This is a genomic window from Streptomyces sp. Y1 (genome assembly GCF_041053115.1).
In the GTDB taxonomy this organism is placed as follows: Bacteria; Actinomycetota; Actinomycetes; order Streptomycetales; family Streptomycetaceae; genus Kitasatospora; species Kitasatospora rubellomurina.
In genome coordinates this window covers 3,677,063-3,695,187 of record NZ_CP163445.1, presented here as the reverse complement: position 1 = coordinate 3,695,187, position 18,125 = coordinate 3,677,063, and the positions used below count along the sequence as shown (strand labels likewise).

Here is an 18,125-nt window from a genome sequence, read left to right as displayed (position 1 = left end):
CCCACGGAGAGACCAATGCCCGAGATCCTGCGCCCGGACGGCGCGCGCATCCACTACCAGGTGCACGGCGAGGGATTCCCCGTGCTGCTGCTCGCCCCCGGCGGGGTCAGCAGCGAGGCCGCCTCCTGGGAGTCCGAGCCCTACCACCCGGTCCGCGAACTCGCCGCGCACTTCCGGGTGATCGTGATGGACCAGCGGCACGCGGGCGCCAGCCACGCGCCCGCGCTGCCCTTCGACTACGCGCAGACCGCCGCCGACCAGCTGGCCGTCCTGGACGAGCTGGGCGTCGAGCAGGCCCACCTGGTCGCCGCCGGGAGCGGCGCCGTGCACGCCTGGCGGCTCGCCCACGACGCGCCCGAGCGGGTCCGCTCGGTGGTCTGCCTGCGGCCGGCCGGCCGCGACGACAGCAACACCCTCGGCACCTTCTACCGCCCCTTCGACGAGGCGATGCGCTGGCCGCGCGCCGAGGGCGTCGCCGGGGTGCTCGCCGCCGCCGAGCGCGCGGGCCGCTTCGCCGACAACCCGGCCGCCGGCCCGTTCGGCCAGCGCCTGCACGACGACGCGGAGTTCCGCGCCGAGCTGGGCGCCGTGCGCCGGGAGAACTACATCAGCCTGCTGGTCCGCTTCCGGGACGGCCTGTGGCCGGACGGCTCCGCGTACTTCAGCGTCCCCGAGGCCTGGATCGCCGAGTTCCCGGCCCCGCTGCTGGTGCTGCCCGGCGACGCCCCGCAGACCCCGGAGGGCCTGGCCAAGCGGCTGGCGCACGAGGCGCCGCGGGCCGTCCTGCTGGACGGCGCCACGGACGCCGCCGTCGCCGCCGGAATCCTCGCCTTCCTGCACGAGCACACCCCCCGACAGAGCTGAGGACCCCACACCATGCTCACCCTGGACACCCTGGACATCACCAGCGAGCAGGCGTACGCCGAACGCGGCTACCCCTACGAGGAGTTCGACCTGCTGCGGCGCGAGGCGCCGGTCTTCTGGTACCAGCGCCCCGGCTTCGAGCCGTTCTGGGTGCTGACCAAGCACGAGGACGTCGCCTGGGTCTCGCGCAACCCGCAGATCTTCTCCAGCGCCCAGCGCGTCACCGTCGACACCCCGGACGCCGTCGACATGTTCGAGCGCCAGCTGGAGGAGCGGGCGGCCATGTTCGGCCACAGCCCGGACGACCCGCCGGCGCTCAGCTGGATGGACCCGCCGCGCCACCGCCAGTTCCGGCAGATCATGACGCCCTGCTTCACCCCGAAGGCGATGGCCGCCCTGGAGGCCCGCTTCGAGGAGCTGGCCGCCGGCTACGTGCGGCAGTTCATGGACCGCCTGGAGAGCCACGGCGAGGCCGACGTCGCCAAGCACCTGTCCGCCCGGCTGCCGGTCGCCGCGATCTGCGAGATGGTCGGCGCGCCGCACCAGGACTGGGACGACGTCTTCAACTGGACCGAGGGCACGGTCGGTTCGGCCGACCCGGACTACCAGCTGGAGGGCGAGGACGCCGAGGCCGCGTTCGTCCGCAACATCTCCGCGCTCAACCAGTACGTCGCCACCCTCGTCCAGGAGCGGATGGCCGCCTCGGACGGCACCGGCACCGACGTGCTCAGCCGCCTGGTCGCGGCCCGGATCAACGGCGAGCCGCTGAAGTTCCACGAGATCCTGTACACCGTCTTCAACCTGCTGGTGGCCGGCAACGGCACCACCCGCAACGCCACCGCCGGCGGCATCCAGGCCCTGCTGGAGCACCCGGAGGAGCTGGCCAAGCTGCGGGCCAACCCGGCGCTGATCGACAGCGCCGTGGAGGAGATCCTGCGCTGGACCTCCATCGCGATCCACTTCGCCCGCACCTGCACCCAGGACACCGAGATCCGCGGCCAGGTGATCCGCAAGGGCGAGACCGTCGTCATGTGGTACCCGGCGGCCAACCGGGACGGCGACGCCTTCCCCGACCCGTACCGCTTCGACATCACCCGCACCGCCAACCCGCACTTCTCCTTCGGCGGCTACGGCGAGCACGTCTGCCTGGGCGCCAACCTGGCCCGGCTGCAGCTGCGGGCGATCCTGCGCGCGGTGCTGCCGGTCCTCGGCGACCTGGAGCTCGTCGGCACCCCGGAGCTGGTCGCCCAGCACCTGCAGGTCGCCGAGATCAAGAAGCTGATCGTCCGCCGCGCCGCCTGAGGCCCCGAACCGCCCGATCCCGAACCTCCCGATCCCGAACCGCCCGATCCCGAAAGGACGGTGAGCCCGGCGATGACCGCGCGGCGCCCGCTGCCCACCTCCCTGCACGGCTTCGCGGCCGGCGACGAGTCCGACCTGACCGTGGTCGCCCCCTGGGCCGGCCCGGTCATCGACGAGGCCACCGGCCTGCTGAAGGAGCCGATCCGGGGCAAGCACCTGATCGCCACCTCGGTCGGCTGGCCCAAGCCCGGCCACGAGCCGGCCGCGATCGAGCTGAACCAGGCGATCCTCGCCGAACTGTACGTCCGGCCCGGCCTGTTGGGCGTGGTCCTGGCGATCTCCGAGGAGTCCTGGAACAGCACCCGCTCGCTCTCCGTCTGGGAGGACGAGGAGGCCCTGCTGGGCTTCCTCACCTCCACCCCGCACCTCGCCGCGGCCCGCCGGGTGAAGGAGCTCATGTACGACTGGGAGGGCACCAACTGGGAGGTCGACGAGACCTCGGTGCTCCCCACCTTCGACGAGGCCAGGGCCCGCCTGGACGCCGTCCGCGGCCCGGTCAGCCCGTACGAATCCCTCGACTGACCACCGGTACTGACCACCGGTACTGACCACCGGTCCTGACCACCGGTCCTGACCACCGGTCAGGACAACCAAGGAGCACAGATGACCATCGCGACCGAGACCAGACCGTCCCCGCTGACCTCGTACTTCCTCTTCCAGTACGACCTGGCGCACGAGATGGTGCTCCAGCTCGCCGAGGACTTCGACGACGAGACCGCCCGGGTGGCCCCGGCCCCGCACAAGCCGCTGGTCTGGTTCCTCGGGCACCTCACCTGCGCCACCGACTACTTCTCCACCCTGCACCAGGGCACCGAGTCCCTGGTGACCGAGGAGTTCTCGCTGTTCTTCGCCGGCAACGACAACCAGGACTGGTCGCTCAGCCCGTCCCTGGACGAGATGGTCGCCACGTACAAGCTCGTGCACGCCCGGATGCGCGACTTCGTCGAGACCCTCACCGACGCCGACCTCGACCGCGAGTCCCCGCTGGAGCCGGTCGGCGACGACCGCCTCAAGAACCTCGGCCAGGCGCTCTCGATCATCCAGATGCACGACGCGTACCACTGCGGCCAGATCGGCACCCTGCGGGTCGCCCTCGGCAAGCACGTGCCGTTCTAGAACCCACCCAGCCCAACGGAAGGACCGTCACGTGTCCGCTCACATCGCCGTCTTCAACATCCCCGCGGTCGGCCACATCAACCCGACCCTCTCGGTCGTCGAGGCGCTCGTCCGCCGCGGCCACCGCGTCAGCTACACCGTCACCGAGCACTTCAAGCGCTCGGTCGAGGCCGCCGGCGCCGAACCCGTCGTCTACACCTCGGTGTTCGGCGACTACTACACCCACCCGTACACCCCGGAGGCGCTGCCCGCCGAGGGTCTGCGCTTCTTCAACGAGGCCGTCGAGACGCTGAAGCACTTCGAGGAGGTCTACGAGAACGACCGCCCCGACGTCATCCTGTACGACCAGATGGCCTGGGCGGCCCGCTTCCTCGGCGCCAAGTGGAACATCCCGACCGTGCGCCTGCACCCCTCGTACGGCTCCAACGAGGTCTTCTCGATCCAGTCGCGCTTCCCGCTGGCCTCCGAGGTCGCCCCCGAGGTCATCGAGATGATGGGCCAGCTGGCCGGCTTCCTGCCGACCGTGGGCCTGGAGGGCGTCGGCCCGGTCGAGTTCTTCACCAAGATCGAGGACCTGGCGCTGATCTTCCTGCCGCGCGAGTTCCACTACGACGGCGACACCTTCGACGAGCGCTTCGTCTTCACCGGCCCCTGCCTCGGCGACCGCTCCGCCTTCCAGGGCAGCTGGACCAACCCGGGCGGCAAGCCGGTGCTGTTCATCTCGCTCGGCACCGCCTTCACCGGCTTCGCCGAGTTCTTCCCGGCCGCCATCGAGGCCTTCGCCGACAGCGAGTACCGCGTCGTGCTCGCCATCGGCAACCACGCCGACCCGGCCGCGCTCGGCGAGCTGCCCGCCAACATCGAGGTGCACCAGCACGTCAACCAGCTCGACGTGCTCTCCCAGGCCGCCCTGTTCGTCACCCACGGCGGCATGAACAGCGCCATGGAGGCCCTCGCCCACGGCGTCCCGATGGTCGTCGTCCCGCAGATGAGCGAGCAGCAGGCCACCGCCGAGCGCGTCGAGGAGCTCGGCCTCGGCCGCTACCTGCCGCGCGAGGCCACCACCGCCGCCACCCTGCGCGAGACCGTCGACGCCGTCCTCGGCGACCCGGCCACCGCCGAGAAGCTCGGCGCCCTGCGCGACGCCATCCGCGCCACCGACGGCCCGGTCGTCGCCGCCGACGCCATCGAGGGCTACCTCAAGCGCATCGCCTGAGACCGGGGCCCCGTCCGGCCCCGTCCCCTCCCGTTCACGGCCGCGAGGCCCGTCCTCCCGGCGCCACCCCTCGGGCGCCGGGCGTACGGGCCTCGCGGCGTTCACCCCGATTCCCCATGGAAGAGACCGTGATCCGCCCCAAGAGACTCGGTATCGCCGCGCTCACCGCCGTGCTGCTGACCCCCGCCCTGATGGCGAACAGCAGCCCCGCGGAGGCGAGAGCGCCCCACTCGATCAGGTTCGCCCACTTCGGCCCCGCCTCCGGCCCCGAGGGCCAGCGCTCGTTCCGCTTCGGCGTCTCCAGCTCGGCCACCCAGATCGAGGACCAGGACACCAACACCGACTGGTACCACTGGACGCAGCCCAAGCCGGACGGCCTCGGCCACGGCCAGTTCGTCGGCGACGGCGTCGGCGGCTACAGCAAGGCGCTGGACGACGTCGACCTGATCAAGGACATGAACCTCGACTCGTACCGGCTCAACATCGAGTGGGCCCGGGTCGAGCCCAAGCGCGGCCAGTTCGACGAGGCCGCCCTGAAGCACTACAGCGACCTGCTGGACAAGCTGCGCGCCAACGGCATCCACCCGATGGTGACGCTGCACCACTTCGCCAACCCGGTCTGGGTCGACAACCCCGACGACCCCGGCTGCGCCAACGGCCCGAGCGACACCAACCTGTGCGGCCTCGACAACCCGACCGGCGGCCCGCTCGTCGTCCAGGCCATGGCCGACTACGCCAAGGTCCTCGCCGAGCGCTTCGGCGACCGGGTCGACGACTGGGCCACGCTCAACGAGCCGATGGTCTACATGCTGTTCTCGCACGCCTTCGGCGCCGGCCCGCCCGGCAAGGCCGAGCTCGTCGGCCACTACCAGGACAAGTTCCAGGTCTCGCTGCGCAACTTCATCAGCGCGCACGCCGCCATGTACAAGGCCATCAAGCAGTACGACACCGTCTCCGCGGACGGCACCGGCCCGGCCGCCAACATCGGCCTCACCATCAGCGCCAAGCAGTACGTCCCGGTCCGGAACGGCAAGGTCAGCACCGACCCGGCCGACATCGCCGCCGCCGACCGCTTCCGCCGCTTCTTCGAGCTGAACTTCGTCGACTCGATACGCCAGGGCGCCTTCTCCACCAAGGACGACGGCGTCTACGACGAGCCGCACCCCGAGTGGAAGGGGACCATGGACTGGCTGGGCATCCAGCTGTACGACCGCACCGGCGTCTCCGACCCCGGCGCCACCCCCGGCCCGACCACCCTCCCGGTCGTGAACGTCGACGTCTGCGGCCTCGCGCCCTGCCTGCCGCCGCTCGACCCCTCGTACGTCATCCCCACCATGGGCTACGCGACCGACCCCACCGGCCTCTACCCGGTGCTCAAGGACTTCTCCGCGCGCTACCCGGGCCTGCCGCTGATGGTCACCGAGAACGGCATCGCCACCGACTCCGGCGACCGCCGCTCCGAGGTCGTCGTCCGCGCCCTCGAATCCATCGACCGGGCCCGGGCCGACGGCGTCGACGTCCGCGGCTACTACCACTGGAGCCTGATGGACAACTTCGAGTGGCTGCAGGGCTACGGCCCGCACTTCGGCCTCTACTCGGTCGACCGCTCCACCATGGCCCGCACCCCCACCAGCGCCGCCGCCGTCTACGGCGAGATCGCCGGCCACCGCGGCCTCACCCCGCACCTGCGCAAGACCTACGGCGGCACCGGCCCGCTCAGCCCGGAGCCGACCCCGTCGCAGACCCCGGCCGGCACCCCGAAGCTCGCCGCCGGCGTCCCCGCCGCGAACGGCCGCAGGGACTGAACCCGCCTTCTCGGACAGATCCCCCTGTCACCGGGGCGCCCACCCCCGCGGGTGGGCGCCCCGCCCTCCGTCCGGCCACACCCGGGGACGTGAGCACCACCGGCCCGACCACCACCGGCCCGACCACCACCGGCCCGACCACCGCCGATTCCGTCGAGGATGAATGATGAGCATCGCCCAGGCACCGCACGACGGCGACACCCCGCCGCAGGCTCTCGGGCCCCTCACCGACACGCTGCGCGCCGCCCTCGCCGAGGTGCTGGACCTGCACCCCGAGTCGGTGACCGACGGCCTCACGTTCCACGACCTCGGGCTGCGGTCCGTCCAGGCGCTCGCCCTGGTCAGCGCCCTCGGCAGGCGGCTCGACCGGAAGATCCCCGTGCACGCCCTCTGGCAGCACCCCACCGTGCCCGCCTTCGCCCGCTACCTCGCCGGCGCGGCGCCGTCCGTCGCCGCCGCCCCCGTGTCCGTCGCCACCGCCCACGAGCCGATCGCCGTCGTCGGCCTCGGCTGCCGGCTGCCCGGCGGCGTCGACACCCCCGAAGACCTCTGGCGGGCCCTGCTCGACGGCCTCGACGCCGTCCGCGAGGTCCCCGCCGACCGCTGGGACGCCGACGCCTGGTACGACGCCGACCCCGCCACCCCCGGCACCACCAACACCCGCCGCGGCGGCTTCCTCGACGACGTCCACGGCTTCGACGCCGACCTGTTCCGGATCCCGCCCGCCGAGGCCGCCCACCTGGACCCCCAGCAGCGCCTCGCCCTCGAAGTCTCCTGGGCTGCCCTGGAGGACGCCCGGATCGTCCCCGGCGCGCTCACCGGCACCCGCACCGGCGTCTTCCTCGGCACCATGGCGCAGGAGTACCACCTCGCCAACGGCGCCGACGCCGACACCATCACCGCCCACTCCGCCACCGGCTGGGACAGCTCCGTCACCGCCGCCCGGATCGCCTACGCCCTCGGCCTGCAGGGCCCCGCCATGGCCGTCGCCACCGCCTGCAGCTCCTCGCTCACCGCCGCCCACCTCGCCGTGCAGAGCCTGCGCAGCGGCGAATCCGACCTCGCCCTCGCCGGCGGCGTCAACGTCATGCTCCACCCGCACACCCACGTCGCCATGACCAAGCTCGGCGCCCTCAGCCCGGCGGGACAGTGCCGCGCCTTCGACGCCGACGCCGACGGGTACGTCCGCGGCGAGGGCTGCGGCATCGTCGTGCTGCGCCGCCTCTCCGACGCGCTGCGCGACGGCGACCGGGTCTACGCCGTCATCCGCGGCAGCGCCGTCAACAACGACGGCGCCTCCAACGGCCTCACCGCCCCCAACCCGCAGGCCCAGGTCGACGTCGTGCGCGAGGCCTGGCGCAGCGCCGGCGTCCGCACCGAGGACGTCTCCTACGTCGAGGCCCACGGCACCGGCACCCCGCTCGGCGACCCCATCGAAGCCGCCGCCCTCGGCACCGTCTTCGCCCCCGGCCGCGAGGAACCGCTGCGGATCGGCTCCGCCAAGACCAACTTCGGCCACCTGGAGCCGGCCGCCGGCGTCCTCGGCCTGCTCAAGACCGTGCTCGCCCTGCACCACGGCGAACTGCCCGCCAACCTGCACTTCCGCGCGCCCAACCCGCACATCGACTTCGCGCGCGAGCGGCTCGCCGTCGTCACCGAGCGCACCCCCTGGCCGGCCGGCGCCCGGCGCCGCTACGCGGGCGTCAGCGCCTTCGGCTTCGGCGGGACCAATGCCCACCTCGCGCTGGAGGAGGCCCCGGGGCGGGCGCGGTACGTGGCCGCGCTGGCGGCGCAGTCGTCGGAGGAACTGGGCAGTGCTGTCGGCGAGTTGGCCGCGCGGCTGGTTTCCGGTGCGCCCACGGCCGACCGGGTGAGCGCCGAAGGCACCGGCGCCCACCGGCTGTTCGCCGCCGCCGCGCACCCGAGCGAGCTGGCCGAGGCGCTGCGCGCCGCCACTGCCGCCCGGGTGGGTGAGGAGCGGCCCCGGCTCGCCTACGTCTTCTCCGGGCACGGCGCCCAGTGGCCCGGCATGGGCCGCGACCTGCTCGCCCAGCCCGTCTTCCGGGCCGCGCTGGAGGAAGCCGACCGCGCGCTGCGCCCGGTCACCGGCTGGTCCCTGATCGAGGAGCTGACCGCCGACCCCGCGGTCGGCCGCCTGCACCGCACCGACGTCCTCCAGCCCGTGCTGTTCGGCCTGCAGACCGCCCTCGCCCGGCTGCTGCGCGCCTGGGGCCTCACCCCCGACGCCGTCGCCGGCCAGAGCATCGGCGAGGTCGCCGCGGCCGTCACCGCCGGCGCCCTCACCCTCGACCAGGGCGCCCGGATCATCGGCACCTGGTCCGAGCTGATCGCCCGGCACGCCTCCGGCAGGGGCGCCATGCTGGTCGGCGAACTGGACCTCGCCGAGGCCGAGCGGCTGCTCGCCGGGCGCGACGGGCTGAGCCTCGCCGCCCACCTCGCCCCCGGCCAGGTGTCCGTCTCCGGCCGGACCGAGGCCGTCGCCGCACTCGAACAGGAGCTCGCCGAGGCCGGGGTGCGGGTGCACCGGGTGGCCATCGACTACGCCGCGCACAGCGCGGAACTCGCTGTACTGGCACCCGAGTTGGAGCGCCTGCTGGACGGCGTCCGGGGCCGGACGGGCGAGCTGCCGCTGTGGTCCACCGTGACCGGCGGCCCGCTGGACGGCGCCGAGCTGGACGCCGCGTACTGGGCCCGCAACATGTGCGAGCCGATCCGGCTCGCCGAGACCGCCGCGGCCCTGGCGGCGGAGACCGGGGCGGACGAGCAGCGCCTCTGCGTGGTCGAGATCGGCCCGCACCCGGTCGTCGAGCACCCGCTGCGCCGGGCGCTCCCGGACGCGGTGGTCGCCGCCACCTGCCGGCGCGACCGGCCCGCCCTCGACACCCTCACCGACCTGGCCGGCCTGCTGTGGACGGAAGGCCTCCCGCTCGACTGGGCGGCCGTGGCCGGGCGCGCCGACGCGTCCACCGCCCCGGTCGCGGTGGCCGTCTCCGGCCGGACCGAGGCCGCCCTCGCCGCCAACGCCGCCCGCCTCGCCGGGCACCTGTCGGCGCGCCCGCAGGCCGCCGCCCTCGCGGACGTCGCGCTGACGGCCGCCCGGCACCGGACGCACTTCGAGCACCGGGCCGTCGTCGTCGCCCGCTCGGCGGCCGAGGCGGCCGAAGGCCTGCTGGCCGTGGCCGAGGGCCGTCCCGGTGCGGGTGCGGTCGTCGGCCGACCGGTCCCGGGCGGGGTGGGTGTGCTGTTCACCGGTCAGGGCAGCCAGCGGCTCGGGATGGCGGGTGGGCTGTACGCGTCCTCGGCGCTCTTCCGGGCGGCCTTCGACGAGGTCGTCGAGGTGCTGGACCGGTATGCGGCGCGGCCGTTGAAGGAGGTCGTGTTCGCGGACCCCGAGGGCCCGGACGCGACCCGACTGCACCGGACGGAGTTCACCCAGCCCGCCCTGTTCGCGGTCGAGGTGGCGCTGTACCGGGTGTGGGAGGCGTGGGGTGTGTCCCCGGCCGCCGTGGCCGGGCACTCGGTCGGCGAGCTGGCCGCCGCGCACGTCGCGGGCGTCCTCTCCCTGGACGACGCGGCGCGGCTGGTGGTTGCCCGGGGGCGGCTGATGCAGGGCTGCGAGACGGGCGGCGCGATGGCCTCCGTGGAGGCGGGCGAGGACGAGGTCCTGGCCGCCCTGGCGCGGGTGTCGGGCGGCCGGATCGCGGTCGCGGGCGTCAACTCGCCGACCCAGACGGTGGTCAGCGGCGACGCGGCCGCCGTCGAGGAACTGCTCGCCGCCATGAGCGCCGCCGGTCGCCGGGTGCGCCGTCTGGAGGTGTCGCACGCCTTCCACAGCCCGCACATGGACGCGATGCTGGCCGAGTTCACCGCCGTCGTCGAGACGTGCGAGCTGCGGGCCCCGCGCGTCCCGCTGGTCAGTACCCTGGACGGCCGCTGGATGGGCGCGGACCTCGCCCCGGGCGAGGGGGTGCGCTCCCCGCGGTACTGGGCGCGCCAGGCCCGCGAGGCCGTCCGCTTCCTGGACGCCCTCCGCACCCTGCACGGCGCGGGCGTGCGCCGCTTCCTGGAGTGCGGGCCGTCCGGGGTGCTGTCCGCGATGGGCGCCGCCTGCCTGGACGACGCCGTCTTCACCGCCTCCCTCCGCACCACCGACGACGAACCGGCCGCCCTGCTCGCCGCCGCCGGCGCCCTCCACGTCGCCGGCCAGGACCTCGACTGGACGGCCGTCCTCGGCACCGGAACCCCCGTCGACCTGCCCGGCTACGCCTTCCAGCGCGAGCCGCACCGGCTGACCGCCGCCCCCGCCGCCGCCCGTCCGAAGTCCGAGGACTCCGGCGAGCGGCAGCTGTGGCAGGCGGTGGCCAGCGGCGAGGCCGACCGGGTCGCCGAACTCATCGGCGTGTCCGAGCAGTTGCGCCCCACCGTGGCCCCGCTGCTGCCGTACCTGCGGACCTGGCGGGACCGCAGCGCGGAGACCGCCGAGATCGCCGACTGGCTGTATCAGGAGGACTGGCAGGCGCTGGACACCCCGAAGGCCGGGCACCGGCCCGCCGAGGGGCACTGGCTGCTGGTCGACGGCCCGGACGGCCTGCGCGCCGACGTCGCCGCCGCCCTGGAGGCGGCCGGCGGCACCGTGCACCACCTCCCGGCCGGCCCCGAACTCGCCGACGCGCTCGCCGAGTTCGCCGCCGCGCCGGTCGACGGCGCGCTGCGCGGCGTCCTCGCGCTCACCGCGCTCGACGCCACCGCCGACCCGGAGCACCCCGCCGTCAGCGCCGGTACCGTTCGCACCCTGGCGCTGGTCCAGGCCCTGGTCACCGCCCACGGCGCCGGCACCGTCCGCGCCCCGCTGTGGATCGTCACCGCCGGCGCCGTCCGGACCGGTGCCCACGACACCGCGCCCGAGCCGCAGCAGGCCGCCGCCTGGGGCCTCGGCCGGGTCGTCGCCCTCGAACACCCGCTGCTGTGGGGCGGGACGCTCGACCTGCCGGCCTCCGGCGCGGTGGACGGCGACCAGCTGGTCGCCACCCTCACCGGCACCGACGGCGAGCAGGAGGTCGCGCTGCGCCCGAGCGGCCGCCGCGCCCGCCGGCTCACCCGCCACACCCCCGAGCCCGGCCGCCCCGCCTGGCGGAGCAGCGGTACCGCGCTGGTCACCGGCGGCAGCGGCGCGCTGGCCGCCCACGTCGCCCGGCACCTGGCCGCGCGCGGCGTCGGACACCTCGTCCTCGCCTCCCGGCGCGGCGCCGACGCCGAGGGTGCGGCCGAGCTGCGGGCCGAGCTGGAGGCGCTCGGCGCCCGGGTCTCCCAGCCCGGCTGCGACGTCACCGACCGCGACCAACTGGCCGCGCTCGTCGATGAGTTCGGCGAGGAGCTGCGTGTGGTCGTGCACGCCGCCGGGGTGCTCGACGACCGCCTGCTCGACCACCTCGACCCGGCCGCCCTGGCCGCCGTCGCCGCCCCCAAGACCGTCGCCGCCCAGCACCTGGACGAGCTGACCCGGGGCCTGGACCTCGACGCCTTCGTCCTGTTCTCCTCCGTCGTCGGCGCCCTCGGCAACACCGGCCAGGCCAACTACGCCATGGCGAACACCGCCCTCGACGCCCTCGCCGAGCGCCGCCGCGCCGCCGGCCTGCCGGCCGTGTCCGTCGCCTGGGGCCCCTGGGCCGCGTCCGGCATGGCGGACGGCCGCATCGGCGCCCACCTCGACGCCCTCGGCCTCGTCCCGATGGCCGCCCACCGGGCCCTCGCCTGCCTGGACGCCGCCCTCGCGGCCGACCGCCCGCTGGTCGCCGCCCGGATCGACTGGGACCGCGCCGCCGCCACCTACGACGGCCCCGCCCTGCGCGCCGTCCCCGAGGCCGCCGCCGCCCGGACCGTGCGCCCCGCCGTCACCGGCGCCGCGCACGACCTGCTCCACCTGCCCGAACAGGACCGCCTCGGCCACCTGCGCGAGCTGCTGGCCGGGGAGGCCGCGGCGGTGCTGGGCGTGAAGGACGCCCGCTCGCTGGAAGCCGACCGGGGGTTCAAGGACCTCGGCTTCGACTCCATGATGGCGATCGACTTCAGCCGCCGGATCCAGCAGCGCACCGGGGTCACCGCCCCCAGGACGCTGATCTACGACCAGCCGAACCTCAACCTCGCGGCGGGCTGGCTGCTCGACCGGCTCGCCCCTTCGGCGGCGGCCCCGGTGTCCGGGACGGCTGCTTCGACCAGGTCCGAGGAGCCGATCGCCATCGTCGGCGTCGGCCTGCGGATGCCCGGCGACGCCCACGACCTCGACAGCCTGTGGACCGTCCTCGCCGAAGGCCGCGACACCCTCGCGCCCGTCCCCGCCGACCGTTTCGACATCGAAGCCGTCCACGACCCGGACCCCGACGCCGAAGGCCGCACCTACGTGCGCGAAGCCGCCCTGCTGGCCGACGTCGCCACCTTCGACGCCGCCTTCTTCGGCATCAGCCCGCGCGAGGCCGCGCCGATGGACCCGCAGCACCGCCTGCTGCTCCAGACCGCCTGGCACGCCCTCGAACACGCCGGCATCCGGCCCAAGGACCTGCGCGACTCGGCCACCGGCGTCTTCATCGGCGCCGGCACCAGCGAGTACGGCAACCACCGGACCGGCCCCGACCGCGACACCTACACCCTCACCGGCCAGCTCCAGAGCTTCCACGCCGGCCGGATCGCCTACCACCTCGGCCTCCAGGGCCCCGCCCTCGCCGTCGACACCGCGTGCTCCTCCTCGCTGGTCGCGCTGCACCTCGCCTGCGAGGCGCTGCGCGCCGGCAGCTGCGAACTGGCCCTCGCCGGCGGCGTCCAGGTCCTCGCCGACCCCGGCGCCTTCGTCGCCCTCAGCCGCTCCCACGCCCTCGCCCCGGACGGCCGCAGCAAGACCTTCTCCGCCGCCGCGGACGGCTACGGGCGCGGCGAGGGCGTCGGCGTCGTCGCGGTCATGCGGCTCTCCGACGCCCTCGCCCAGGGCCGCACCGTCCTCGGCGTCGTCCGCGCCACCGCCGTCAACCACGACGGCGCCAGCAGCGGCATCACCGCGCCCAACGGCACCTCGCAGGCCAAGGTCCTGCGCGCCGCCCTCGACGCCGCCGGGCTCGCCCCCGCCGACGTCGACTACGTCGAGTGCCACGGCACCGGCACCCCGCTCGGCGACCCGATCGAGGTCCAGGCCCTCGCCGCCGTCTACGGGCAGGACCGCGCCCCCGACCGGCCCCTCGGCCTCGGCTCCGCCAAGGCCGTCATCGGCCACCTCGAATCCGCCGCGGGCATCGCCGGCGTCTGCAAGGTGCTCGCCTCCTTCCGGCACCGCGCCCTGCCCGCCGCCGTCCACAGCACGCCGCGCAACCCGAACATCGCCTGGGACGAACTCCCGGTGCGCGTCATCGACGAGGCGACGCCTTGGGAGCCCGGCGAGCGCGTCCGCCGCGCGGGCGTCTCGGCCTTCGGGCTCAGCGGGACGAACGCGCACGTGATCCTGGAGGAGGCACCGGCGGTCGCGGCTGTTCCGGTGGCTGTTCCGGTGGCCGTGCCGGTGGTCGTGTCCGGGCGGGACGAGGCCGCGCTGCGGGCGCAGGCCGGGCGGTGGGCCGACTGGCTCGACGGCCGCGACGGCGTCCCGCTGGCCGATGTCGCGCTGACGGCGGCTCGGCACCGCACCCACTTCGAGCACCGGGCCGTCGTGGTCGCGGGCACGGCAGCCGATGCGGCCACAGCTCTTCGCGAGGTCGCCGCCGGCGGTCCGGTCGGCGTCGCCGGTCATCCCGGTCAGGTCGTGTTCGTGTACCCGGGCCAGGGGAGCCAGTGGCTGGGGATGGGGGCTGCCCTGCTGGAGCAGTCGCCGGTGTTCCGTGACGCCGTCGTGGCGTGTGACGAGGCGCTGCGGCCGTTCACGGGCTGGTCGGTCCGGGAGGTTCTGGCCGGTGGCAGCGGGGATCACCCGCCCGTCGACCGGGTGGACGTGGTCCAGCCGGCGCTGTTCGCGATGGGTGTGGCGCTCTCGGCGCTATGGCGTTCGTGGGGCGTCGAGCCCAGCGCCGTCGTCGGTCACAGCCAGGGCGAGGTCGTCGCGGCCGTCGTCTCGGGTGCGCTGTCGCTGGAGCAGGGCGCCAAGGTGGTTGCTCTCCGCTCGGCGGCCGTGCGGGCCGTGACCGGCTTCGGCGGCATGGCGCTGGTCGAGCGTCCGGTCGGCCAGGTGGAGGACCTGCTCGCCGCCTACGACGGCAAGCTCTCCGTCGCCGCCGTGAACACGCCCGGCTCGACCGTGGTCAGCGGTGACAGCGAGGCGATCGACGCCCTGGTGGCGGACCTGGCCCAGCAGGCGGTGTTCTGTCGCCGGGTGAACGTGGACTACGCCTCGCACAGTGCGCAGATGGACTCCCTGCTGCCCGAACTGGCTTCGTCCTTCGCTGACTTGAAGCCGGGGCGCGCCTCGGTGCCGTTCTACTCGACCGTCCTCGGCCGGGTGCTGGAAGGGCCGGAGCTGGACGGCGCGTACTGGTGCCGCAACCTGCGGGAGCCGGTCCGCTTCGACCGGGCGCTGGAGCAGTTGCTCGGTGACGGCCGGAACGTGTTCGTCGAGGTGAGTGCCCACCCGGTGCTGTCCATGCCGCTGACGGACGGCAGCGCCGAACACGGCGGCGTGGTGGTCGGCTCCCTCGCCCGCAACGAGGGCGGCCTCGACCAACTCCTGAAGTCTCTCGGTCAGTTGCACGTCCAGGGCGTCGACATCGACTGGACGAAGGTCCTCGGTGAGGGCGGCTCTCCGGTCGCCGACCTCCCGGCCTACGCCTTCCAGGGCGACCGCTACTGGACGGAGGCCACCGCGGCCTCCGCCGACGCTGGCTCGATGGGCCTGGAGGCGTCCGAACACCCCTGGCTGGGCGCCGCGACTGCTCTGGCCGAGGGCGAGGGCCACCTGTTCACCGGTCGGCTGGCGCCGAACGCCCAGCCGTGGCTGCGCGACCACGCCGCCTTCGGCACCGTCCTGGTCCCCGGCACCGGCCTGCTCGAACTCGCCTGGGCCGCCGCGGAGTCGGTGGGCGCCGCGCGGGTCGCCGAGCTGACCCTGTCGGAGCCGCTGGTCCTGGAGGGCCCGGTCCGGCTGCAGATCGCGGTCGGCGCCCCCGGCACCGGCGGCCGCCGCCCGCTCACGATCCACGGCCGTCTCGAGGACGTCGAGGACGGCTGGACGCTGCACGCCTCCGGTGAACTCGCCGACGAGGCGGGCGAGTCGGCGCAGGACGGGTTCGACGCGCTCCGCCACTGGCCGGTCGCCGGTGCCGAGCCCGTCAGCCTGGACGGCTTCTACGAGCGCTTCGCCGCCCGAGGCCTGGCCTACGGCCCGGCCTTCCAGGGCCTGACCGAGCTGTTCCGCAGCGGCGACACCGCGTACGGCCTGGTCCGGCTCCCCGAGGGCCTGAAGGCCGACGAGTACGGCGTCCACCCGGCCCTCCTCGACACCGCGCTGCACGTGCTGCAGGCGGTCGTCGCCGAACTGACCCCGGCCGGGTCCGCGCTGCTCCCGTTCGAGTGGACCGACGCCCAGCTGTACCTGGCGGGCGCGTCCGAACTGCGCGTCCGGATCGACGTGACCGAGGTGGCCGGCGGCCGGCAGATCGAGTTCTGGGCCGCCGACCCGCTCGGCCGCCCGGTCGCGCACGTCGGCGGCCTGAACCTGCGGGAGGCGACGGCCGAGCAGCTGGCCGCCGCCCGGAGCACGGGGGACCTGTACCGGCTGGAGTTCCCGCCGGTCGCGCTGCCGGCCACGCCGCCGCCCGCCGCCGCCCGTCCGGCCGTCGTGCTGGGCGGCAGCGGCGCCCTCGCCGCGCGCCTGGGCGCCGAGTCGCTGGCCGATGTCGCCGCGCTGCTCGCGCGGATGGCTTCTGCCGGGCCCGTGCCGGCGGTCGTCGTCGTGGACGCCACCGGGGCCGCCGAGCCCACCGAGGCGTCCCGACTGGCGGGGGAGGCGCTGCGCACCCTCCAACAGCTGCTCGCCGAGCCGAGGTTGGGCGCGGCCGAGCTGGTCTGGGTGACCGCCGGCAGCGTGGCCGCCGTCGACGGCGACCGGCTGCCGGGCCTGGCGCACGCCCCGCTCTGGGGCCTGCTGCGCACCGCCCGCACCGAGCACCCGGAGCGGACGATCCGCCTGCTCGACCTGGACGGCCCGGACGCGGCCCCGGCCGCGCTCGCCCTCGCGGACGAGCCCGAGCTGGTCCTCCGGGCCGGCCGCGCCCTGGCCCCGCGCCTGGCGCGCGTCCCGATCGGGACCGTGGAGCCGCGCACGCCGCGTCCGGACGGAACCGTCCTGATCACCGGCGGCACCGGCGAACTGGGCCGCCAGGTGGCGGCCGAACTGGTCCGCCGGCACGGCGTGCGGCGGCTGGTACTGACCTCCCGGCAGGGCCCCGACGCCCCCGGGGCGACCGAGACGACGCAGGCGCTGCTGGCGGCCGGCGCGGAGAGTGTGCAGGTGGTGGCGTGTGATGTCACTCGGCGGGATGACGTGGCGAAGGTGCTCGCTCTGGCGGGTCCGGATGCGCCGTGGACTGCGGTCTGCCACCTGGCCGGCGTCCTGGACGACGGCCTCCTCACGGGCCAGGACGAGGGCCGACTCGCTCGGGTGATGGCCCCCAAGGCGACCGGCGCCCTCCACCTGGACGAGCTGACCCGGGGCCTGGACCTCGACGCGTTCGTGCTCTTCTCCTCCGCCGCCGGTGTCCTCGGCACCGCCGGCCAGGGCGTCTACGCCGCCGCGAACACCTTCCTCGACGCGCTCGCCGCGCGCCGGCGGGCGGACGGCCTGACGGCGTCCAGCCTCGCCTGGGGGCTGTGGGAGCAGGCCGGGGTCGGCATGACCTCCCACCTGGGCGGCGCCGAACTCGCCCGGATGCGGCGCCAGGGCATCGCGCCGCTGCCCGTCGACCAGGGCCTGCGCCTGCTCGGCGCGGCGCTCGACCGCTACTCCGCCGAGAACGCCGAGAACCTGGTGCCCGTCCGGCTCGACCTCGCCGGCGCCCGCCGCGCCGCCGGGGACGGCGGCCGACTCGCCTCGGTGCTCCGGGGGCTGGTGGCCCCCGGCCGCCGCCGGGCCGCCGCCCGCACCGCCGCCGGACAGCCGGCCGGCCTGAAGGACCGGCTGGCCGCCCTGCCCGAGGCCGAACGGCGCGAGGCGCTGCTGGGCACCGTCCTGCGCGAGATCGGCGCCGTCCTCGGCGGCAAGGCCGGCACCGCGCTCGCCCCCCGGCAGGTGCTCAAGGACCTCGGACTGGACTCGCTGATGGCCGTCGAACTGCGCCGCCGGCTCTCCGCCGAGACCGGGCTCACCCTGCCCGCCACCCTCGCCTTCGACTACCCGACCCCCGAGGCGATCGCGGCGCTGCTGCTCGACCGGCTCGGCCTCACCGGCCCGCCCCCGGCGGCCGACCGGGGCGCCGCGCAGGACCCGGCGGCCACCCTCGGCTGGGCCCTCGAACGGCTGTCGGCCGAGCAGATCCACCGCGCCGGACTGCTGGAACGGCTCGTCGACCTCGTGGACCTCGTCCAGCGGGAGGAGGCGGCCGCCCCGGCCGGGGTTCCGGCGCCGCCGATGGTCCAGGAACGGTCCGTCGACGACCTCAACGCCGAGCTGGACGCCCTGCTGGGCGGCGTCGGGCTCGACCTGCTCTGACCCGAAACCCCCACCTCTCCCGCTCACGTGACCCCGAGCCCCACCGACGGGCACGCGGAAAGGACAT

The 18,125-nt window shown here is 75.0% G+C and carries 7 protein-coding genes; all 7 read left to right on the top strand.

Annotated elements, in window-relative coordinates:
* Positions 1 to 15 precede the first annotated feature (15 nt).
* The 7 genes from AB2U05_RS15595 to AB2U05_RS15565 all read left to right on the top strand — a co-directional run bounded on the left by AB2U05_RS15595 (position 16) and on the right by AB2U05_RS15565 (position 18,058).
* Positions 16 to 864, top strand: a complete 849-nt coding sequence (locus tag AB2U05_RS15595) for an alpha/beta hydrolase (protein WP_045702647.1) — start codon at positions 16 to 18, stop codon at positions 862 to 864.
* Between the two features lie 12 nt (positions 865 to 876).
* Positions 877 to 2,166 carry a cytochrome P450 gene (locus AB2U05_RS15590; protein ID WP_052706777.1) on the top strand — a complete coding sequence of 430 codons (1,290 nt, stop codon included), beginning with the start codon at positions 877 to 879 and terminating at the stop codon, positions 2,164 to 2,166.
* Between the two features lie 72 nt (positions 2,167 to 2,238).
* Positions 2,239 to 2,748, top strand: coding sequence for an antibiotic biosynthesis monooxygenase (locus tag AB2U05_RS15585; protein ID WP_045702649.1), 510 nt, complete (start codon positions 2,239 to 2,241; stop codon positions 2,746 to 2,748).
* A gap of 81 nt (positions 2,749 to 2,829) precedes the next feature.
* Positions 2,830 to 3,342 carry a DinB family protein gene (locus AB2U05_RS15580; protein WP_045702651.1) on the top strand — a complete coding sequence of 171 codons (513 nt, stop codon included), beginning with the start codon at positions 2,830 to 2,832 and terminating at the stop codon, positions 3,340 to 3,342.
* A 31-nt stretch (positions 3,343 to 3,373) separates the two neighbouring features.
* Positions 3,374 to 4,558, top strand: a complete 1,185-nt coding sequence (locus AB2U05_RS15575; RefSeq protein ID WP_369183495.1) for a macrolide family glycosyltransferase — start codon at positions 3,374 to 3,376, stop codon at positions 4,556 to 4,558.
* Between the two features lie 128 nt (positions 4,559 to 4,686).
* Positions 4,687 to 6,363, top strand: a complete 1,677-nt coding sequence (locus AB2U05_RS15570) for a glycoside hydrolase family 1 protein (RefSeq protein ID WP_157882240.1) — start codon at positions 4,687 to 4,689, stop codon at positions 6,361 to 6,363.
* 166 nt (positions 6,364 to 6,529) lie between these two features.
* Entirely contained in the window at positions 6,530 to 18,058 is an 11,529-nt protein-coding gene (locus AB2U05_RS15565; protein ID WP_369183494.1) for an SDR family NAD(P)-dependent oxidoreductase, read from the top strand.
* Positions 18,059 to 18,125 lie beyond the last annotated feature (67 nt).

Excerpts from the sequence above, each read along its gene's own strand:
- AB2U05_RS15595 (WP_045702647.1), top strand. The coding sequence starts at position 16 with ATGCCCGAGATCCTGCGCCCGGACGGCGCGCGCATCCACTACCAGGTG.
- AB2U05_RS15590 (WP_052706777.1), top strand. The coding sequence starts at position 877 with ATGCTCACCCTGGACACCCTGGACATCACCAGCGAGCAGGCGTACGCC.
- AB2U05_RS15585 (WP_045702649.1), top strand. The coding sequence starts at position 2,239 with ATGACCGCGCGGCGCCCGCTGCCCACCTCCCTGCACGGCTTCGCGGCC.
- AB2U05_RS15580 (WP_045702651.1), top strand. The coding sequence starts at position 2,830 with ATGACCATCGCGACCGAGACCAGACCGTCCCCGCTGACCTCGTACTTC.
- AB2U05_RS15565 (WP_369183494.1), top strand. The coding sequence starts at position 6,530 with ATGAGCATCGCCCAGGCACCGCACGACGGCGACACCCCGCCGCAGGCT.